Source organism: Pseudomonas sp. YY-1 (genome assembly GCF_002843095.1).
Taxonomy (GTDB): Bacteria; Pseudomonadota; Gammaproteobacteria; order Pseudomonadales; family Pseudomonadaceae; genus Aquipseudomonas; species Aquipseudomonas sediminis_A.
Genome location: NZ_PJLX01000005.1, coordinates 298857 through 317076 on the forward strand (window position 1 = coordinate 298857; position 18220 = coordinate 317076).

The following is an 18220-nucleotide window of genomic DNA, read 5'->3' on the forward strand; positions in this document are numbered from 1 at the left end:
ACAAGGAGGCCGCGATGCTGGAAAGCGAGTCGTATTATTGCCCCTATTGCGGTGAGCCGGCCGAAGCGCTGCTGGATCTGTCGGCTGGGGACCAGTCTTACATCGAAGACTGTCCGGTGTGCTGCCGGCCGATCGAGTTCGAGCTGCGCACGGACGGCACCGAGTGGGAGTTGGACGTTCGTGCGGAGAACGATTGATGCAACGAATCTACGAACCGGAAAACCTTCTGGAAGGGCAGATGCTGGTGGACATGCTGGCCAGTGAAGGTGTCGAGGCGCACTTGCTCGGTCAGCATCTGGTCGGTGCGGTGGGGGAGTTGCCGGCATGCGGCCTGCTTGGTTTGGTCGTCGCTGATCCTCACGCTGAGCGGGCGCGTACGCTGATCGCTGAGTACAATGCGGCGCAACCTGTGCCTGGCGATGAGCCAGAGTCCTTTCAGGGCGTGTTGCTCTGTTGATGCGCCCCCTGCCTGTCGAGTCGTTTCATGTGTGGACGTTATGCCCTGTTCCGCTGGTCGCCCGCTTTTGCGGCGTTGCCCGGCTTTCCCACTGACCAGAAACCGCACTGGAACCTGGCGCCCAACGGCCAGGTGCTGATGCTGCGTGCGGGCGAGGGAGGGGCGCAGGCGGCTGCGGCGCGTTGGGGGCTGACGCCTGCCTGGCTGACGGACCTGTCCAAGACACCGGCGCATGCACGTGCTGAAACCCTGGCCGAGCAGCCTATGTTCCGTGAGCCCTTTCGCCAGCGCCGCGCGCTGCTGCCAGCCAACGGCTTCTATGAATGGCGAGGGGGCGCGCGCAAGCGGCCGTACTGGATGAGCAACGGTGAGCCGCTGATGTATTTCGCGGCCTTGTGGGAGCTTTATCCGGTGGGTGGGCAGGAGTACCTGAGTGTTGCGCTGATCACCCAGGCGGCCGCCACGCTGCGGCGACCGTTGATTCTCGACGAGCATGAACAGGCGCTGTGGCTGAGCAGCGATACGTCGCCCGAACAGTTGGCGGCGCTGCTGGCCAAGCCGCAGACTGCGCTGCGTGAGCGCGCACTGGCGACGCTGGTCAACGACCCGAAGCTGGATGCGCCGGAGTGCCTGACGCCGGCTTGATCCTGCGCAGGGTGTCGAGGGGCCGGTGCACCGCAGCTGACCAAGAACCTGTGCGTGCGGTGCACCCTATTCTGATGCAGTCCCTCAGACCTTGAACTGATTGATAAGCCTGCGCTGCTGTTCGGCCAGCTTGGTCAGTTGAGCGCTGGCCTGACTGGCTTCGTCGGCGCCGCCTGCCACCTCGTTGGCGACCTGGCCGATATTGGTGACGTTACGGTTGATGTCTTCGGCCACCGCACTTTGCTCCTCGGCTGCGCTGGCGATCTGCGTGTTCATGTCGTTGATCACCGACACCGCCTGGGTGATGGACTCCAGCGATTGAGCGGCCTGGTTGGCGTGTTCGACGCTGTCGTCGGTCTTGCTCTGGCTCTGCTCCATTACCTTCACCACTTCGCGCGTGCCTTGCTGCAACTGCTGGATCATGGTCTGGATTTCTTCGGTGGCCTGCTGGGTCTTCTGCGCCAGGTTGCGCACTTCATCGGCGACCACGGCGAAGCCGCGGCCTTGTTCGCCGGCGCGAGCTGCCTCGATGGCCGCGTTGAGCGCGAGCAGGTTGGTCTGCTCGGCAATGGCGCGAATGGCGACGAGGATGGCGTTGATGTTCTCGCTGTCCTTGGCCAGGNGGCGCGAATGGCGACGAGGATGGCGTTGATGTTCTCGCTGTCCTTGGCCAGGTTCTGTACCACGCCCACGGCGCGGCCGATCTCGCTGGCCAGGGCTGCGATGGCGGCCGAGGTCTCCTGTACCACCTGTTTGCCCTGGTTGGCCGCGCGGTCGGCGTGGTTGGCGGCCTCGGCGGCGTGGGTGGCGTTGCGCGCGACGTCCTGCGCGGTGGCGGTCATCTCATGAACGGCTGTAGCCACCAGCTCGATCTCTGCCAGCTGTTTCTGCACGCCCTGGTTGGTGCGGATGGCAATGTCGGCAGTGTGCTCGGATGAGTCGCTGATCTGCTGCACCGAGGTCACCACGGCGCCGATCATGGTTTGCAGTTTGGCCAGGAAGGCGTTGAAGCCGGCAGCGATCTGTCCGAGCTCATCCTTGCGGTCAACCTGCAGGCGCACCGTGAGGTCGCCATCGCCTTTGGCGATATCGTCGAGCATGCCGACCATCTGCCGTAGCGGGCGGGCGATGCCGTAACCGACGAACCAGATCACCAACAGGCCCAGCCCGGCGATCAGCAGGCCGACCAGGGTCATGCCCAGGGTGTCGGCGTCGCGCTGCGAGGCCAGGTCGCCCTGCAGCTGGTGCAGATCGGCCATCACCGCTTTTAGCGGCAGCACCAGCATCAGCACCCAGCGGGTGTCGCTCTGGCCGATGTTGAAGCTGAGGAACAGTTCGATATGGCTGTGCTCAGGATCTTCCTTGGCATCGATGGAGTACAGCACCTGCCCGGACTGCAGCGTACCCAGGTTGCTCACTTCATTGGCGTCGAGCAGGGCGGTGGCCGGCTCACCAAGTTTGTCCGGTGCCTTGGTCGAGGCGACCAGGCGCCCGTTGCTGGCGATCAGCGCCATCTCGCCGGCACCGTCATAGAGCTGGGCGTCAGCCTTGACCAGTAGCTCCTGAATGAAATTCACCGCCAGGTCGGCACCGGCGATGCCGCGAAATTCGCCATTGACCAGAATTGGCGAGGTGAAGGAGGCGAGCATGGTCATCTTGCCGCCGACATCATAGGGGGCTGGATCGATCACGCAGGGGCGCTTGCGTTCTTTGGGACAAAGGTAATATTCGCCCGCGCGCACGCCGGTTGGCAGCAGTTCTTCGCTTTCGGTCGAGCCGATAGAGTCGATGCCCAGGCTGCCGTCGGCATTGCGATACCACCAGGGCAGGAAGCGGCCGGTGCCGTCGTAGCCGTTTTCCTTGCTGCCGGCATAGATGTCGTCGCTGGCATCGAAGGCGTTCGGCTCCCAGCCCAGGTAACTGCCAAGTAATTTAGGGTTCTGCGCCGTGGTTTCATGCACCAGGTTGGCCAGTTCTTCGCGGCTGATGCTGAGCATTGGGCTGCCGTTGGCATCGGTCATGCCGAGCATGGCGTTGACGCGTGCCAGGTCGGCGGTGATCTGCAGGGGAGCTTCCAGTTCACGCTGGATTTCGCTGACCTGCGCCTGCGCCAATGCCGACAGGCGTTGCTCGATGACTTGTTCCAGTAGCTTCTGCGTGCGCTCCTGCACCAGGTTCTGGGTTCGGCCACTGGCGAACAGGGCGTAGAGCACCAGAGCCACAACGACCGCGAGCACGCTGGCGCCAGCAAGGAATGCCACGGAAAACTGGATCGACTTGAACTTCATGAGAGCTCCCGAGCACAGAGCGCGCCTGTCACGAACTATCGGCAGTGACAGATGAAAACCTTAATGGACTGGTGGTGACGAACAGGCTGGTGTCGTATTCAGCAAAGATGGCGTACGGCTATCGCGCAAGTAACGCGGTTGCTCGTGCTGCGGGGGCGGCCTAGCATAGGGCGTCCGATTCAAGGAGGTAGCTCGATGAGCAAGGTTCTATATCTGAGTGGCCTGGCGGCGGCCGTGCTGCTGGCAGGTTGTCAGGCCGTCAATACCACCAGTGGTGGTGCGGTTGGCGTAGAGCGCAAGCAGTACATGTTCAGCATGTTGTCAGCTGATGAAGTCAATCAGATGTACGCGCAGTCCTATCAGCAGACGCTAAGCGAGGCATCGAGCAAGGGCGTGCTGGACAAGACCAGCAACAATGCCAAGCGTCTGCAGACCGTTGCCAATCGCCTGATTCCGCAGGCGCCGCGTTTTCGCCCGGATGCCGCCAATTGGCAATGGGAGGTCAACCTGATCAAGAGTCCCGAGCTCAACGCCAACTGTGGCCCGGGCGGCAAGATCATTTTCTACAGCGGAATCATCGAGCAACTGAAGCTCAGCGATGATGAAGTCGCCGCGATCATGGGCCACGAGATGGCGCATGCCCTGCGCGAACACAGCCGTGAGGCGATGTCCAAGGCCTATGGTATTCAGGTCGCCAAGCAGGGTGCCGGCGCTTTGCTCGGTCTCGGCGAGAGTGGCATGGCTATGGCGGATACAGTGGTGCAGTACAGCCTGACGCTACCCAACAGCCGGGGTAACGAGAACGAGGCTGATCTGATTGGTCTCGAACTGGCTGCTCGCGCGGGTTATGACCCGAATGCGGCCATCAGTCTGTGGCAGAAGATGGAGGCCGCCGGTGGTGGTGCGCCGCCCGAGTTCATGAGCACTCACCCCTCCTCCAGCAGCCGTATCGCTTCGCTGCAGGCGGCGATTCCCAAGGTGATGCCGCTGTACGAGCAGGCCAAGTCCGGGCGCTAAGTTCGGGCACGAAAAAACGGCGCGGCGTGATGGTTCACGGCGCGCCGTTTGCGTTTCAGGGTAGTGCCGTTTCGGCGAAGGGGCGAGGTTGCAGGCCCAGCTGGGCGCGGAAGCTTTCCATGTCGAACATGGTGCAGATCTCCTGAATCTCATTGCTGGGCGTCAGTGTCCAGAAGGCCATGGCCGAGATGCTCAGCACCTTGTCACTGGGCGGATAGCCCAGCGCGGGTTTCTGAATGGTGCCGATCAGCGTGCTCCAGGTCACCACCTTGTAGCCTTCGGCGACGCACTCCTCGACCACGATCTGCAGGTCCGGCATGGCGTAGCGGATATCCTGCACCATCCGGGCGAAGCCGGCACTGTCGAGTGGGCGTCCCATGAACGAGCTCTTGTAGAGAAAGTCGCGGCTGTGCAGCTGTTCGGCCAGGGCCAGGCGGCCCTTGTTCCAGGTCAGGTCGATGTGCTGGCACACCACCTTCTTGCGATCATCCAATGACATGCCGCCCTCCCGACTGCATACCGTATGACGTGACGTGGCACGCACTTTAGCAGCAGGCGGTAGGGGGCTGGGATTGGCCGAAATGCCAGCCAGTTGACGTCAGTGATTCGTCATATCAGGCCGCTGAGTTTCATTGCCTGATAGCCGGCATAGATTGCCAGGGCGGCGAAGGCACAGGCTGCGAGGCGTCGAATCAGCGTCAATGGCAGGCGCTCGGCTGCGAAGTTGCCTGCCAGCACCACCGGTACGTTGGCCAGCAGCATGCCCAGTGTGGTGCCGATCACCACCAGGATGAAGTGCGGATACTGCGCCGCCAGCATCACGGTCGCGACCTGAGTCTTGTCGCCCATCTCGGCGAGGAAGAAGGCGATCAGGGTGGTGAGGAAGGGGCCGTATTTCTTCAGGCCGGACTCCTCGTCGTCGTCCAGTTTGTCCGGCACCAGGGTCCAGGCCGCTACGGCGACGAAACTGGCCGCGAGAATCCAGCTCAGGGTGGCAGGAGAGAAGAAACCGGCTACCCAGTTACCCACGGCGCCAGCCGCGAAATGGTTGGCCAGGGTGGCGACGACGATGCCCCAGATGATCGGCCACGGCTTGCGAAAGCGGGCGGCCAGCAGCAGTGCGAGCAACTGGGTCTTGTCGCCGATTTCGGCGAGGGCAACGATCAGGGTGGGGACGAACAGCGATTCCAGCATCAGGTTTCCTAAAGGGGCGGGTCGACACGGCTTATGACACGAACGACCTTCCCGCCCCGGGTATAGGTTGTGCGTGTCATAGGTCTTGTCAAACCGCAGGCCTCTCTATGTAGGCCTTGGGTCGTATACGCCATGCTCTGCGGAGCAAGTGTGTTGACGTATACCGGGCGAGCAGGGCGCTCGCGGGAGACTACTCCCCTAGGACGGGCGCAATTGTGCCCAAGCGCTGCGTTGGGAGCAACCCCAATCAGCGCCGGGCGCTGTAGATGCGAAAGCCATCGGCGTCTGCCAGGGTGCGGCAAGGACCCAGATGACGTTCGATCAGTGGCGGGTATTTGAGGAAGCTGTTGGCCACCAGGCGCAGTTCGCCACCTTTTATCAAGTGGCGGGCTGCCTGGCTCAGCAGGTTCTCACTGGCTTGGTAGTCGGTGTGCACGCCCTGATGGAACGGCGGGTTGCTGACGATGGCGCTCAATCCTTCTGGCGCCGACTCGATTCCGGTGCCGGCGATCAGGTTGGCCGTCAGGCCATTGCGAGTCAGAGTCAGGCGGCTGCTCTCCAGGGCGAAGGCGTCGACATCCAGCAGGCTCAGCTCGCTGTCTGGATAACGCCGTTTGAGCGCGGCGCCGAGCACGCCAGCACCGCAGCCGAAGTCCAGCATGTGGCCGTTAGGCAGTTCATCCAGATGCTCGAGCAGCAGCGCGCTACCCCGATCAAGCCTGCCATGGGCGAAAACGCCGGGCAGAGTAACGATCTCCACTGCGCCGTCGGCCAACTGCAGTGGATAGCTCTGTGCCAGGGCATGCAGGTCGGGGACGGGCGGCGCCTGCTCTACCTCGACGCACCAGAGTTGGCAATGCCGCGCGCTGTCGAGCTTGCGTGGTTTGCCATAGGCTGCCAACTGCTTTGATGCGCGCTCGATACCGCCACGCTTTTCGCCGACCAGGTACAGCGGCTTGCCGGCCAGGCGCGAGGCAAGCGCTTGCAGCAGGTAGTCGCTCAGCTCGCGCGACTTGGGCAGGAACAGCACGGCAGCATGGTAGTCGCCTTCCGGCATACGTGTGTCGAAGTGGCTGCGGCCGGCAAAGCGCGCGGTGAGCAGTGCCTGATCGCCCGCATGCCAGTTCCAGCCACGAGCCTGAGGCAGGGCGCCAAGCAGGTCGTCAGCCGGAAGCCCAGCCAGCAACAGCTCGCCACTGAATAGCTCGGCCTGGCGCAAGAGAACTTCGCTTCGTGCATCCATGGTGGGGTCCTGCCTGAAAAAGCTGCGCAGCTTACCCGACGACTCGCAACGGTGCACCGGCGAAGAAGCCGACTGCGTTATCGATCATCTGGCCGACGATGCGCTGGCGTGCTTCCTGACTACCCCAGGCGCTGTGTGGGGTGATGATCAGACGCGGAATGTCTGCGGCCAGCAGCGGATTGCCGTCCTTGGGCGGCTCCTGCAGCAGTACGTCGGTTGCCGCGCCGCCGAGATGGCCGCTACGCAGAGCATCGGCCAGCGCCTGTTCGTCGACCAGGCCGCCGCGTGCGGTGTTGATCAGAAATGCGCGCGGCTTCATCAGTGCCAGCTCTTCGGCGCCGATCATGTTGCGCGTCTGCTCGTTGAGTGGGCAGTGCAGGGTCAGGGCATCGACCTGCGGCAGCAGTTCATTCAGAGGCAGGCGATCAGCGCGCGCGGGCCGGCCTGGCAGTTGACCGAGTAGCACGCGCATGCCGAAGGCTTCAGCCAGACGGGCAACGGCGCCGCCCAGTTCGCCATGGCCGAGCATGCCCAGGGTCTTGCCTTCGAGCTCGACGATGGGGTGGTCGAGCAGGCAGAACTGGCTGGCTTGTTGCCAGCGGCCTGCGGCGATATCGCGCTGGTAGTCGGGCAGTCGCGTGGCCAAGGCCAGCAACAGCATCAGGGTGTGCTGCGCCACGGATGGCGTGCCATAACCCTGGCAGTTGCAGACGGTCACGCCGTGGGCGCTGGCGGCGTTGAGGTCGACGTTATTGGTGCCGGTGGCGGCCACCAGCACCAACTTTAGCTCGGGGCAGGCGGCGAAGGTGGCTGCGTCCAGCGGCACCTTGTTGCTGATGGCGACTTGGGCGCCTTGCAGGCGTTCGGCGACCTGATCCGGACGCGAGTGCGCGTGCAGGGTCAGCTCGGCGAAGGCCTGATGCAGCGGTTGCATGTCGAGGTCGCCAAGGTCGAGGGAGGCGTGATCGAGGAAGACGGCGCGGGGACTTTTGCTCATCAGCTGTACCTTTTCGCAGGAGGGTCGCAGGAGTAGATTGGCGAGCCTACCAGACCTTCACTGTCGATGCGGAGCCGCCATGTACTGGAGTGAATTTCTCACCGTAGCCCTGATTCACCTGCTGGCGGTGGCCAGCCCGGGGCCGGATTTCGCCATCGTCGTGCGTGAGAGCGTCGGTTACGGTCGCCGCGCCGGGCTGTTCACCGCCTTTGGCGTAGGCACCGGCATTCTGGTGCACGTTACCTATTCGTTGCTGGGTATCGGCCTGATCGTGTCGCAGTCCATCGTCCTGTTCAACGCGCTGAAATGGCTGGCAGCGGCTTACCTGCTGTACATCGGCATCAAGGCGCTGCGCGCGCGCCCGGCCGATTCGGCCAGTGCCGAGCTGAGCCTGGCCGCCGGCGAGCGCAGCGGCCGTGGTGCGTTCGTCACCGGGTTCATCACCAACGGGCTCAACCCCAAGGCGACTTTGTTCTTCCTTTCCCTGTTCACCGTGGTGATCAACCCGCATACGCCGGTGGCGGTGCAGGCGGGTTACGGCCTTTATCTGGCCCTGGCGACTGCATTTTGGTTCTGCCTGGTGGCCTGGCTGTTCAGCCAGCAACGCGTGCGCGCCGGCTTCGCCTGCATGGGGCACTGGTTCGACCGACTGATGGGCGCGGTGCTGGTGGGGATTGGCGTGAAGCTGGCGCTGACCGAGATGCGTTAAACGAAAGAGCCCCGCAGTTGCGGGGCTCTTTGCTGATGGGCTGGGTTACAGCAGTTCGATGGCCACCGCTGTCGCTTCGCCGCCGCCGATGCATAGCGAGGCGACGCCGCGCTTGCCACCTTTCTTCTGCAGGGCGTTGATCAGGGTGAGGATGATCCGCGAGCCGGTGGAACCCACCGGGTGGCCCTGGGCACAGGCGCCGCCGAACACGTTGACCTTGGCATGGTCCAGGCCGTGCTCGCGCATGGCCAGCATGGTCACCATGGCGAAGGCTTCATTGATCTCGAACAGGTCTATCTCGTCCTTGCTCCAGCCGGTCTTCTTCAGCAGGTTGCTCATCGCGCCGATGGGCGCCAGGGTGAACTCGCTCGGGTCCTGGCTTTGGGTCGCGTGGGCAACCACCTTGGCAACTGGTTTGAGACCGCGCTTGGCCGCTTCATCGGCGGTCATCAGCAGCAGCGCGCTGGCGCCGTCGGAAATAGAACTGGCGTTGGCCGCGGTAATGGTGCCGTCTTTCTTGAAGGCGGGTTTGAGTGTCGGGATCTTGTCCAGGTTGGCCGTCAGCGGCTGTTCATCATCCTTGACCACCACCTCACCCTTGCGCGAGGTGACAGTGACCGGAACGATCTCCGCGTCCAGCGAGCCGTCCTTGATCGCCGCCTGCGCGCGTCGCAGCGATTCGATGGCATAGGCGTCCATTTCCTCACGGGTAATGCCGTACTTATCGGCGGTCTCCTGAGCGAAAGAGCCCATGAGGCGGCCAGTGCGCGCGTCCTCCAGGCCGTCGAGGAACATATGATCCTTGATCTCGCCATGCCCCATGCGCAGGCCCGTGCGTGCTTTCTCCAGTACATAGGGCGCGTTGGACATGCTTTCCATGCCGCCGGCGACCATTACCTGGTTGCTGCCGGCTTTCAACGAGTCGAAGGCCATCATCACGGCCTTCATGCCTGAGCCGCACAGCTTGTTGATGGTGGTGCAGCCGGTGGCTGCAGACAGGCCTGCATTGAGCGAGGCCTGGCGTGCCGGCCCTTGTTTGAGGCCGGCTGGAAGTACGCAGCCCATGATCACTTCTTGTACGTCGGTTGGCTCGATACCGGCGCGCTTGACCGCTTCACGAATGGCGGCCGCGCCCAGCTCGACGGCTGGCACGCTGGCCAAGCTGCCTTGAAAACCACCCATGGGGGTACGTGCGCCGCTGACGATGACGATATCGGACATGCTGTTACCTCGAACGAAAGAGTGGCTCTGTGCCGCCTTTTTAAGGACTGGCTGGTGAGCTCGATTCTAACCTGTGACCAAAAGTGGCCATAGAGTCACGTGGCAAATCATTCTTTGGGCTGATTGAGCGCTGCGCGAGCCGCTCTAGAGTCGCTGCATACCTATTCCTAGCGTGCCTCAAGGTGATTTCATGCTGCAGACCCGACTGATCCCCCCCTCTGAAAACGCTCATGCCTATCCGCTGCTGATCAAGCGCCTGCTGCTGTCCGGTAGTCGTTACGAGAAGACCCGCGAAATCGTCTATCGCGACAAGCTGCGCTACAGCTACGCCACCTTCAACGAGCGTGTCGCACGGTTGGCCAACGTACTCAGCGAGGCAGGGGTCAAGGCCGGTGATACCGTGGCGGTGATGGATTGGGACAGTCACCGCTACCTCGAATGCATGTTCGCCATCCCGATGCTCGGCGCGGTGCTGCACACCATCAACATCCGCCTGTCGCCGGATCAAATCCTCTACACCATGAACCATGCAGAAGATCGTTTCGTGCTGGTCAACAGCGAGTTCGTGCCGCTGTACAACGGCATTGCCGGACAACTGACCACCGTCGACAAGACCCTGCTGCTTACCGATGGCGAGGACAAGAACGCCGAGCTGCCGAACCTCGTCGGCGAGTACGAGAGCCTGCTGGCAGCCGCCAGCCCGCACTACGACTTCGCCGATTTCGACGAGAATTCGGTGGCCACCACCTTCTATACCACCGGCACCACCGGCAACCCCAAGGGTGTGTACTTCACTCATCGGCAACTGGTGCTGCACACCATGTCCATGGCGACCACCATGGGCGGACTCGACAGCATCCGCCTGCTGGGCAACGACGATGTCTACATGCCGATCACGCCGATGTTCCACGTGCATGCCTGGGGTGTGCCGTACGTGGCCACCATGCTCGGGGTCAAGCAGGTGTACCCCGGTCGCTATGAACCGGACATGCTTTGCCGCCTGATCAAGGAAGAGAAGGTCAACTTCTCCCACTGCGTCCCGACCATCCTGCAGATGGTGCTGAGCGCGCCAGGTGCGCAGGGCCATGATTTCGGCGGCATGAAGATGATCATCGGTGGTAGCGCGCTCAATCGCTCCCTCTACGAGGCGGCCAAGGCGCGCGGCATCCAGCTGACAGCGGCCTATGGCATGTCCGAGACCTGCCCGCTGATTTCCTGCGCTTACCTCAATGAAGAGCTGCGCGCCGGTAGCGAGGACGAGCGCACCACCTATCGAATCAAGGCCGGTATTCCGGTGCCGCTGGTAGAAGCCGCAATCATGGATGCCGACGGCAAATTGCTGCCGAGCGATGGCGAATCCCAGGGCGAGCTGGTGCTGCGTGCGCCCTGGTTGACTCAGGGCTACTTTCGCGAGCCGGAGAAGGGCGAGGAACTCTGGGCTCACGGCTGGCTGCATACGGGCGATGTGGCGACCATCGACGGTATGGGCTTCATCGAAATCCGTGACCGCATCAAGGATGTGATCAAGACCGGTGGCGAGTGGATCTCCTCGCTGGAGCTGGAGGACCTGATCAGTCGCCACTCGGCGGTGCGTGAGGTGGCGGTAGTGGGTGTGCCTGACCCGCAGTGGGGCGAGCGCCCGTTTGCGCTGCTGGTACTGCGCGAAGAGCAGGGGCTGGATGCCAAAGGCTTGAAAGAGCATCTCAAGCCTTTCGTCGAGCAAGGTCACATCAACAAGTGGGCGATTCCCACGCAGATCGCCCTTGTTACTGAAATTCCCAAGACCAGTGTCGGCAAACTGGACAAGAAGCGCATCCGCGTCGAAATCGCCCAGTGGCAGGAGGCGGGCAGCGCGTTCCTGTCTACGCTGTGAGGTGCGAATTGACTGGGCGGTGAAAGTGACCGCTCAGTCAAACAAGCGTTTGGCTTGCTAATTGCTGTTTCACGTCCATGCTTGGCTAGGGGCAGGGCCTGAAACCTGCGAGCCAGAGTGCCTGGGGGCTGCAAATCACACTTTCGAGGGATCAAGCAGTACCACCCGCTGGCTATAGTCAAAGCATCCATAACAAAAAACACATGGAGTAGCGTCGATGACAACAAAAACAAAACCCTACTGGCGCCTGGCAAAACTGCCGCTGGCCGTCAGCCTCGCTTCCACCCTTGCCGCTCCGGCATTCGGCGTCACTTTCAATATCGGTGAGATCGAAGGGCAGTTCGACTCGTCGCTGTCGGTGGGGGCTAGTTGGTCGACTTCCAAGGCCAACAAGGATCTGATCGGCGTGAACAACGGCGGTCGCGGTCTCTCCCAGACCTCCGACGATGGTCACCTCAACTTCAAACGTGGTGAAACCTTCTCGAAGATCTTTAAGGGTATCCACGATCTGGAATTGCGCTATGGCGATACCGGCGTGTTCGTGCGCGGCAAGTATTGGTACGACTTCGAATTGAAGGACGAGGGGCGTGAGTTCAAGGACATCAGCGATAGCAACCGCAAGGAGGGGGCAAAGTCTTCCGGCGGTGAAATCCTCGACGCATTCGTCTATCACAACTACGCCATCGGCAATCAGCCTGGTTCGGTGCGCCTGGGCAAACAGGTCGTTAGTTGGGGCGAAAGTACCTTTATTCAGAACGGTATCAACGCCATCAACCCCGTTGATGTGGCTGCCTTTCGTCGCCCTGGTGCTGAGATCAAAGAGGGCTTAATTCCGGTCAACATGTTCTATATCGCCCAGAGCCTGACAGACAACCTTTCCATGGAGGCCTTCTATCAGCTTGAGTGGGATCAGACCGTGGTGGATAACTGCGGAACGTTCTTTTCCCAGGCTGATATCGTCGCCGATGGATGTGACCAGAACCTTAACGTCCTAGCATCTCTGTCACCGGCTCAACTGGCTCAAATCAACGGCAGTCTGACAAATCTTAATACGTTGTTGGGCGGCAATGCGGCGCTGGTTTCTTCTACTTCTGAAGGGGTGGTTGTTCCGCGCTATGGCGATAAGGATGCGCGAGATGACGGTCAGTGGGGACTTGCCTTCCGGTATATGTTCGAGCCGTTGGACACAGAGTTTGGCGCTTACTTCATGAACTACCATAGTCGGGCACCTATTTTCAGTGGTAAAGGCCAGAGTGCTTCTTCTTTGCGTTCCATCGATGCATTGGTTCAAGGTACCTTTGACCAGACCTATGCGGCACTAACCGGTGGTGGCGTAGGCGCGGTGGCCGCAGCGGGGCAAGCTGGCGCTAGCGCTGCAAATGTCGGCGCCCTGGCTTATGCAGCCAACGGCGGTTATTTCATGGAGTATCCTGAAGACATCAAACTCTATGGTTTGAGCTTCTCCACAACGTTGCCAACCGGAACAGCCTGGAGTGGCGAGATCAGCTATCGGCCTAATGCACCGGTGCAGTTGAACTCCACTGATGTGCTCTATGCCGGACTGCGGGGTATCAACTTCAACCTACCGGTCGCTCTGGGTGGGACCAATAGTACGCCTTATGCGGCGGTGTCTCCGCTCGGTCCGGACGCTGACGGTCTGCTCCATGGCTACAAGCGTAAGGAAATCACGCAGATTCAAACTACATTCACGCATTTCTTTGATCAGGTCATGGGGGCATCGCGCTTGACCCTCGTGGGTGAAGTAGGTTGGACCCATGTCGGTGGCTTGGAGAGCAAAGATGATATCCGCTACGGTCGCGATCCGATCTATGGCACTGCAGGTGATATGTGCGGACCTGTGAACGCCAGTACCGGTGGCGGTCGGAGCTCGGCCAGCATGCTCGGCAAGGCATGTGATAAGGATGGCTTTACCACTGCCAACTCTTGGGGTTACCGCGCTCGTGCCATCTGGGATTATCCCAATGCTTTGGCAGGTGTGAACCTGCGTCCGAGCGTAGCTTGGTCACATGACGTAGAAGGTTATTCGCCCGGCCCAGGGGCTAACTTCGAAGAAGGCCGTAAAGCTATTAGCCTCGGACTGGACGCGGAGTATCAGAACACCTACACCGCCAGCCTGTCCTACACCAACTTCTTTGATGGCAAGTATTCCACCATTGATGACCGCGACTTCGTTGCGCTCAGCTTCGGTATGAACTTCTAAGCGGTCAGGAATTTCGAGGAATCATGATGCAAATGAAAACAACAAAAAAACTGTGGCAAAGCGGTGCCCTGACTTTGTCTCTGCTGGCCACCGGCGTGATGGCGGCAGTGTCGCCTGACGAAGCTGCGAAGCTGGGCACTACGCTGACTCCGGTCGGTGCCGAAATGGCAGGCAACGCCGATGGCTCGATCCCAGCCTGGACCGGTGGTTTGCCAGCCAACGCCGGGGCGGTCGATCCGCGAGGCTTCCTGGCCGATCCGTTCGCCAACGAACAGCCGCTGTTCACCATCACCGCGCAGAACGTCGACCAGTACAAGGACAAGTTGACGCCCGGCCAGCTGGCGATGTTCAAGCGCTACCCAGAAAGCTACAAGATGCCGGTCTACCCAACTCACCGCTCGGCCAGCCTGCCGGCTGCGGTGCTGGAGGCGACCAAGCAGAACGCTGTGAACACCAAGATGGTGGAGGGCGGTAACGGCCTGGAGAACTTCCAGACCGCCAACCCCTTCCCGATTCCGCAGAACGGCCTGGAAGCAATCTGGAACCACATCACCCGTTACCGTGGTGGTAGCGTGCGTCGCTTGGTAACTCAGGCGACTCCGCAGCCGAACGGTTCCTACTCGCTGGTCTACTTCCAGGACGAGTTCACCTTCCGTGATGCTCTGACCGACTTCGATCCGAGCAAGGAAAGCAACGTCCTGTTCTACTTCAAACAGCGCGTAACTGCTCCGTCTCGTCTGGCTGGTAACGTGCTGCTGGTGCACGAAACCCTCAACCAGGTGAAGGAGCCGCGTCTGGCGTGGCTGTACAACGCCGGTCAACGTCGCGTGCGTCGTGCTCCGCAGGTGTCTTACGATGGCCCGGGTACCGCCGCTGATGGTCTGCGTACTTCCGACAACTTCGACATGTTCAACGGTGCGCCGGATCGTTACGACTGGAAACTGGAAGGCAAGAAGGAGATCTATATCCCCTACAACGCCTACAAGCTCGATTCGCCCAGCCTGAAGTACTCCGATATCGTCAAGGCTGGCCACATCAACCAGGACCTGACGCGTTACGAGCTGCACCGTGTATGGCACGTGACCGCGACCCTGAAGTCGGGCGAGCGTCACATCTATGCCAAGCGTGACTTCTACATCGACGAGGACACCTGGCAAGCCGCTCTGATCGACCACTACGACGGTCGTGGCACCCTGTGGCGCGTAGCCGAGGCGCATGCCCAGTACTACTACGACAAGCAAGTGCCTTGGTACACCGTGGAAACCCTGTACGACCTGCTGTCCGGTCGCTACCTGGTTCTGGGTATGAAGAACGAGGAGAAACAAGCCTACGACTTCAACTACAAAGCCTCTGGCAGCGATTACACCCCGGCCGCTCTGCGTCAGGCTGGCGTTCGCTAAAACCTGCCTCAAGCAACACGACAAAGCCGGCCTTGTGCCGGCTTTTTCGTTACGGACTGTAGCGGGCGCTTCAAATGGCCATTGCAAGTCGCTAGGCTGGGTTCAGATCGAGCCCGCCGATGCAGATAGAAGACTTCCAAGAATAGGCCGATGACAGATCTCTCCCGCTCGCCAGGTTTTCCCTACACACCGGCCGCACCGGTGGAAGCGCGTTTCTATCGTCCGCCGCTGCCGGCAGGACATATGCCGCGTCCCAGGTTATGCGATCGTCTCGAAGAGGGCTTGCAAGGGCGCTTGCTGCTGGTCAGTGCGCCAGCAGGCTTTGGCAAAAGCTCGCTAGCCATCGAGTTCTGCGAGCGACTACCCGAGCACTGGCACAGTCTCTGGCTCGGGCTGAGTGAGCGTGATCATGATCCAGGGCGCTTCCTTGAGCGCCTGTTACAGGGGCTGCAGCAGTTCTACCCCGGTTTGGGGGAGGAGGCGCTCGGTCTGCTGAAGATGCGCCAACGCCACCAGCCCTTCGCGTTCGAGCAGTGGCTCGATGGTTTGCTCGATGAGCTGACTCAGCAACTCGATGATGGTCAGCCGCTGTTACTGGTGCTGGACGACTACCATCTGGCGCAGGGGCCGGTGCTGGATCGTTGCCTACAGTTCTTCCTCAACCATTTACCACCCGGCGTGCTGCTGTTGGTCACCAGCCGTCAGCGGCCGGATTGGCACCTGGCGCGTCTGCGTCTGTCGCGACAGTTGCTCGAACTCAGCGAGCAGGACCTGCGGCTGACCGCCGCGGAGTTGGATGCTCTGCTGGCAAGTCAGGGCGCGCACCTGGAAAAGCAGCAGGTCACTGGGATTCTGCAGCGTAGCGAGGGCTGGATCGCTGGTTTACGCCTGTGGCTGTTGGCTGTCGAAGAGCTGGCCGAAGCCGGCGAGGGACTGCAGCTGCATGGAGGAGAAGGGCTGATCCGTGAGTACCTCCTTGAAGAGGTCATCGAGCGGCAGCCCGCCGAGGTGCAGCAGTTTCTCTACGAAACCGCCTGCATGGAGCGCTTCTGTGCCGAGCTGTGCGACGCGGTGCGTGACAGCCACGACAGCGCCGCGATCATCCGTCAGTTGCAGGCCAACCAGGTTTTTCTGGTGCCGCTGGATGAGCAGGGGCATTGGTTTCGCTATCACCACCTGTTTTCCGATCTGCTCAATGCACGGTCTGCCGACGGTTCGAGCCGTTCTCACAGCGGTGCTCACCTGCGTGCCTGTCGGTGGTTCGCTGCGCAAGGCATGCTGGATGCCGCCATCGAGCAAGCACTGCTCGCTGGGCAGGCCGATGTCGCTGCCAGCCTGGTACAGAACCTGTCCGAGGAGCAGATGCTGGCCGAGCAGAACATCGCCATGCTGCTGCGCTGGAAAACCAATCTGCCGGATGATCTGCTGGCCAGCACACCGCGACTGATCGTGCTCTATGGCTGGGCACTGGCGCTGGCTTGCCAGCTGGACGCAGCCCAAGAGCTGCTTGATCACCTCGCACGCTTCCTTCCAGCAGCCGAGCCTTCCGCCCAGCGCAGCCTGCTGGCGCAGTGGCAGGCGCTCGACGGGGTCATCGCCCGTGGTCGTGGCGATGGTGCTCGTGCCGAACTGCAATGTAGCGAGGCCTTGTCCGGTTTACCGGTGGAGCGTTATGGCCCGCACTTCATGTGCTTGTCGGCGTTGTCCAATCTGGCCATGGTGCGTGGCGATCTGTGGCGTGCGCGTGGGTTGAACCGCGATGCGCTGGAGTTGGCACAGCGCATCGACAATCCTCTGCTCGAGGCACTTGCTCACTACGAACGCGCCCGCGTACTGCAATCCCGTGGCGAGGTGCTGCGCGCGCAGGAGGAAGTGCATCAGGGATTGCTGCTGGTGCAGCGCTTGCCGGCACAGCGTAGTTACTCGGTGCGAGCGAGGTTGACGATTTATGAGGGGTATCTGCTTAGTCTGCGCTTGCAGCCTCGGGCCGTGGAGCGCTTGCGGGCGGGAATTGCCGAAGCGCGAGCCTGCCGCGACGTTGGGGCGCTGATCGGCTATTGCGTGCTGGCCAGCCTGGAAGGACGCGATGGACGGCCTGCCGAGGCATTCGCACTGCTCGGTGAGGCCGAGCGCTTGATGCACGTCTGGGATGTGCCAGCGATTTATTACTTGGCGATGATTACGCTGATGAAGTGCGAGCTCTGGTTGCGTCAGGGGCAGGTCGAGCTGGCCGCTGCCTGGCTACCGCAGTTGGCGGAAACCTATGGTGATCAGGGGCGGGCACTGGCGCCAGAATTTCACCCGCAGTTGGCGTTGCATATCGATCTGCAGCAGGCTGCTCTGGAGCGCCTGCAGGGCGAGCTGGAGCATGCGGAGCGTCGTCTGCGTGCGTTGCAACAACGTGCACAGGGGTTGGGTGGTCAGTTGGTCGGCCTGGTGGCGCAGGCCCAGCTCGCCCAGCTACTGAAGCAGACCGGGCGAGAGCGGGAGGCACAGCAGCAGCTCGACAGTTGCCTGGATCTCGCTCAGGGCGGTGCGCTGTTACCTTTCATCGAGCTGTTGCAGCATCAGCCACGGTGGCTAGGTGAGCGCCTGCAGGGGCGACCGGCCTGTCCGCTGCGCGACGCGTTACTTGCACAGTTGCCGGGCAGCCGGGATTCGGACGAGGAGATTGTCGCAGAGGAGAGCGCCCTGGCGGAAAAACTCAGTGGCCGCGAGTTGGCTGTGCTGCAGTTGATCGCGCGCGGCTGTTCCAATCAGCAGATCAGCGAGCGTCTGTTCATCTCCCTGCACACGGTCAAGACCCACGCCCGTCACATCAACAGCAAGCTTGGTGTCGAGCGGCGTACTCAGGCGGTAGCTCGGGCCAAGGGGCTCGGCCTGCTGCGCTGATGTGTGTCTCACAGGAAATGCTTGGAACGCATCTAGGGCCTGTTGCCGTTTTACATGGGCAAC

At 61.5% G+C, this 18220-nt stretch carries 14 protein-coding genes, 2 pseudogenes and 1 riboswitch; of the genes and pseudogenes, 9 read left to right on the plus strand and 7 right to left on the minus strand.

Annotated features, from left to right (window positions below):
* Window positions 1-14: 14 nt before the first annotated feature.
* Genes CXP40_RS10030 through CXP40_RS10040 form a run of 3 tightly spaced genes read left to right on the plus strand, consistent with a single transcriptional unit; the run spans window position 15 to window position 1102 of the window.
* On the plus strand, window positions 15-197 hold the full coding sequence (locus CXP40_RS10030; RefSeq protein ID WP_092377507.1) for a CPXCG motif-containing cysteine-rich protein: 183 nt from the start codon (window positions 15-17) through the stop codon (window positions 195-197).
* A complete protein-coding gene (locus tag CXP40_RS10035; RefSeq protein WP_092377504.1) occupies window positions 197-457 on the plus strand; it encodes a putative signal transducing protein in 261 nt (86 codons plus the stop codon). Before CXP40_RS10030 ends, CXP40_RS10035 begins: the two co-directional genes overlap by 1 nt.
* Before the next feature lie 27 nt (window positions 458-484).
* A complete protein-coding gene (locus tag CXP40_RS10040; protein ID WP_106733585.1) occupies window positions 485-1102 on the plus strand; it encodes an SOS response-associated peptidase in 618 nt (205 codons plus the stop codon).
* Between the two features lie 84 nt (window positions 1103-1186).
* On the opposite strand, the pseudogene CXP40_RS24245 reads toward CXP40_RS10040, so the two are convergent.
* Both CXP40_RS24245 and CXP40_RS24250 read right to left on the minus strand, forming a co-directional pair.
* A pseudogene (locus CXP40_RS24245) lies at window positions 1187-1675 on the minus strand (methyl-accepting chemotaxis protein); the annotation flags it as partial.
* 470 nt (window positions 1676-2145) lie between these two features.
* Window positions 2146-3390: pseudogene (locus CXP40_RS24250) on the minus strand (methyl-accepting chemotaxis protein); the annotation flags it as partial.
* Window positions 3391-3585: 195 nt separating this feature from the next.
* Between CXP40_RS24250 and CXP40_RS10050 the strand changes: the two are divergent.
* On the plus strand, window positions 3586-4407 hold the full coding sequence (locus CXP40_RS10050; protein ID WP_106733586.1) for a M48 family metallopeptidase: 822 nt from the start codon (window positions 3586-3588) through the stop codon (window positions 4405-4407).
* Window positions 4408-4462: 55 nt separating this feature from the next.
* Here the strand turns inward: CXP40_RS10050 and CXP40_RS10055 are convergent, their stop codons facing one another.
* From CXP40_RS10055 to CXP40_RS10070, 4 genes are all read right to left on the minus strand, one after another.
* Window positions 4463-4906 (minus strand): ketosteroid isomerase-related protein, encoded by a 444-nt coding sequence (locus CXP40_RS10055; RefSeq protein WP_092377492.1) that lies wholly within the window; start codon window positions 4904-4906, stop codon window positions 4463-4465.
* A gap of 110 nt (window positions 4907-5016) precedes the next feature.
* Window positions 5017-5598: a TMEM165/GDT1 family protein gene (locus tag CXP40_RS10060; protein WP_106733600.1), complete on the minus strand. Its 582-nt coding sequence runs from the start codon at window positions 5596-5598 to the stop codon at window positions 5017-5019.
* Window positions 5599-5679: 81 nt separating this feature from the next.
* Window positions 5680-5812, minus strand: a riboswitch (yybP-ykoY riboswitch).
* Window positions 5813-5848: 36 nt separating this feature from the next.
* On the minus strand, window positions 5849-6844 hold the full coding sequence (locus CXP40_RS10065; protein ID WP_106733587.1) for a class I SAM-dependent methyltransferase: 996 nt from the start codon (window positions 6842-6844) through the stop codon (window positions 5849-5851).
* Window positions 6845-6875: 31 nt separating this feature from the next.
* Entirely contained in the window at window positions 6876-7841 is a 966-nt protein-coding gene (locus CXP40_RS10070; RefSeq protein WP_106733588.1) for a 2-hydroxyacid dehydrogenase, read from the minus strand.
* 79 nt (window positions 7842-7920) lie between these two features.
* On the opposite strand from CXP40_RS10070, the gene CXP40_RS10075 reads away from it, so the two are divergent.
* Window positions 7921-8550, plus strand: a complete 630-nt coding sequence (locus CXP40_RS10075) for a LysE family translocator (RefSeq protein ID WP_106733589.1) — start codon at window positions 7921-7923, stop codon at window positions 8548-8550.
* A gap of 45 nt (window positions 8551-8595) precedes the next feature.
* Here CXP40_RS10075 and CXP40_RS10080 read toward each other — a convergent pair whose 3' ends face one another.
* Window positions 8596-9771: an acetyl-CoA C-acyltransferase gene (locus CXP40_RS10080; RefSeq protein WP_106733590.1), complete on the minus strand. Its 1176-nt coding sequence runs from the start codon at window positions 9769-9771 to the stop codon at window positions 8596-8598.
* A 190-nt stretch (window positions 9772-9961) separates the two neighbouring features.
* Between CXP40_RS10080 and CXP40_RS10085 the strand changes: the two genes are divergently transcribed.
* The 4 genes from CXP40_RS10085 to CXP40_RS10100 all read left to right on the plus strand — a co-directional run bounded on the left by CXP40_RS10085 (window position 9962) and on the right by CXP40_RS10100 (window position 18157).
* Window positions 9962-11644 carry a fatty acid--CoA ligase gene (locus CXP40_RS10085; protein ID WP_106733591.1) on the plus strand — a complete coding sequence of 561 codons (1683 nt, stop codon included), beginning with the start codon at window positions 9962-9964 and terminating at the stop codon, window positions 11642-11644.
* Window positions 11645-11861: 217 nt separating this feature from the next.
* Entirely contained in the window at window positions 11862-13865 is a 2004-nt protein-coding gene (locus CXP40_RS10090; RefSeq protein ID WP_106733592.1) for a DUF1302 domain-containing protein, read from the plus strand.
* A gap of 32 nt (window positions 13866-13897) precedes the next feature.
* Window positions 13898-15265, plus strand: coding sequence for a DUF1329 domain-containing protein (locus CXP40_RS10095; RefSeq protein ID WP_106733601.1), 1368 nt, complete (start codon window positions 13898-13900; stop codon window positions 15263-15265).
* A 150-nt stretch (window positions 15266-15415) separates the two neighbouring features.
* Complete coding sequence (locus CXP40_RS10100) at window positions 15416-18157, plus strand: LuxR C-terminal-related transcriptional regulator (RefSeq protein ID WP_106733593.1); 2742 nt, start codon at window positions 15416-15418, stop codon at window positions 18155-18157.
* Window positions 18158-18220 lie beyond the last annotated feature (63 nt).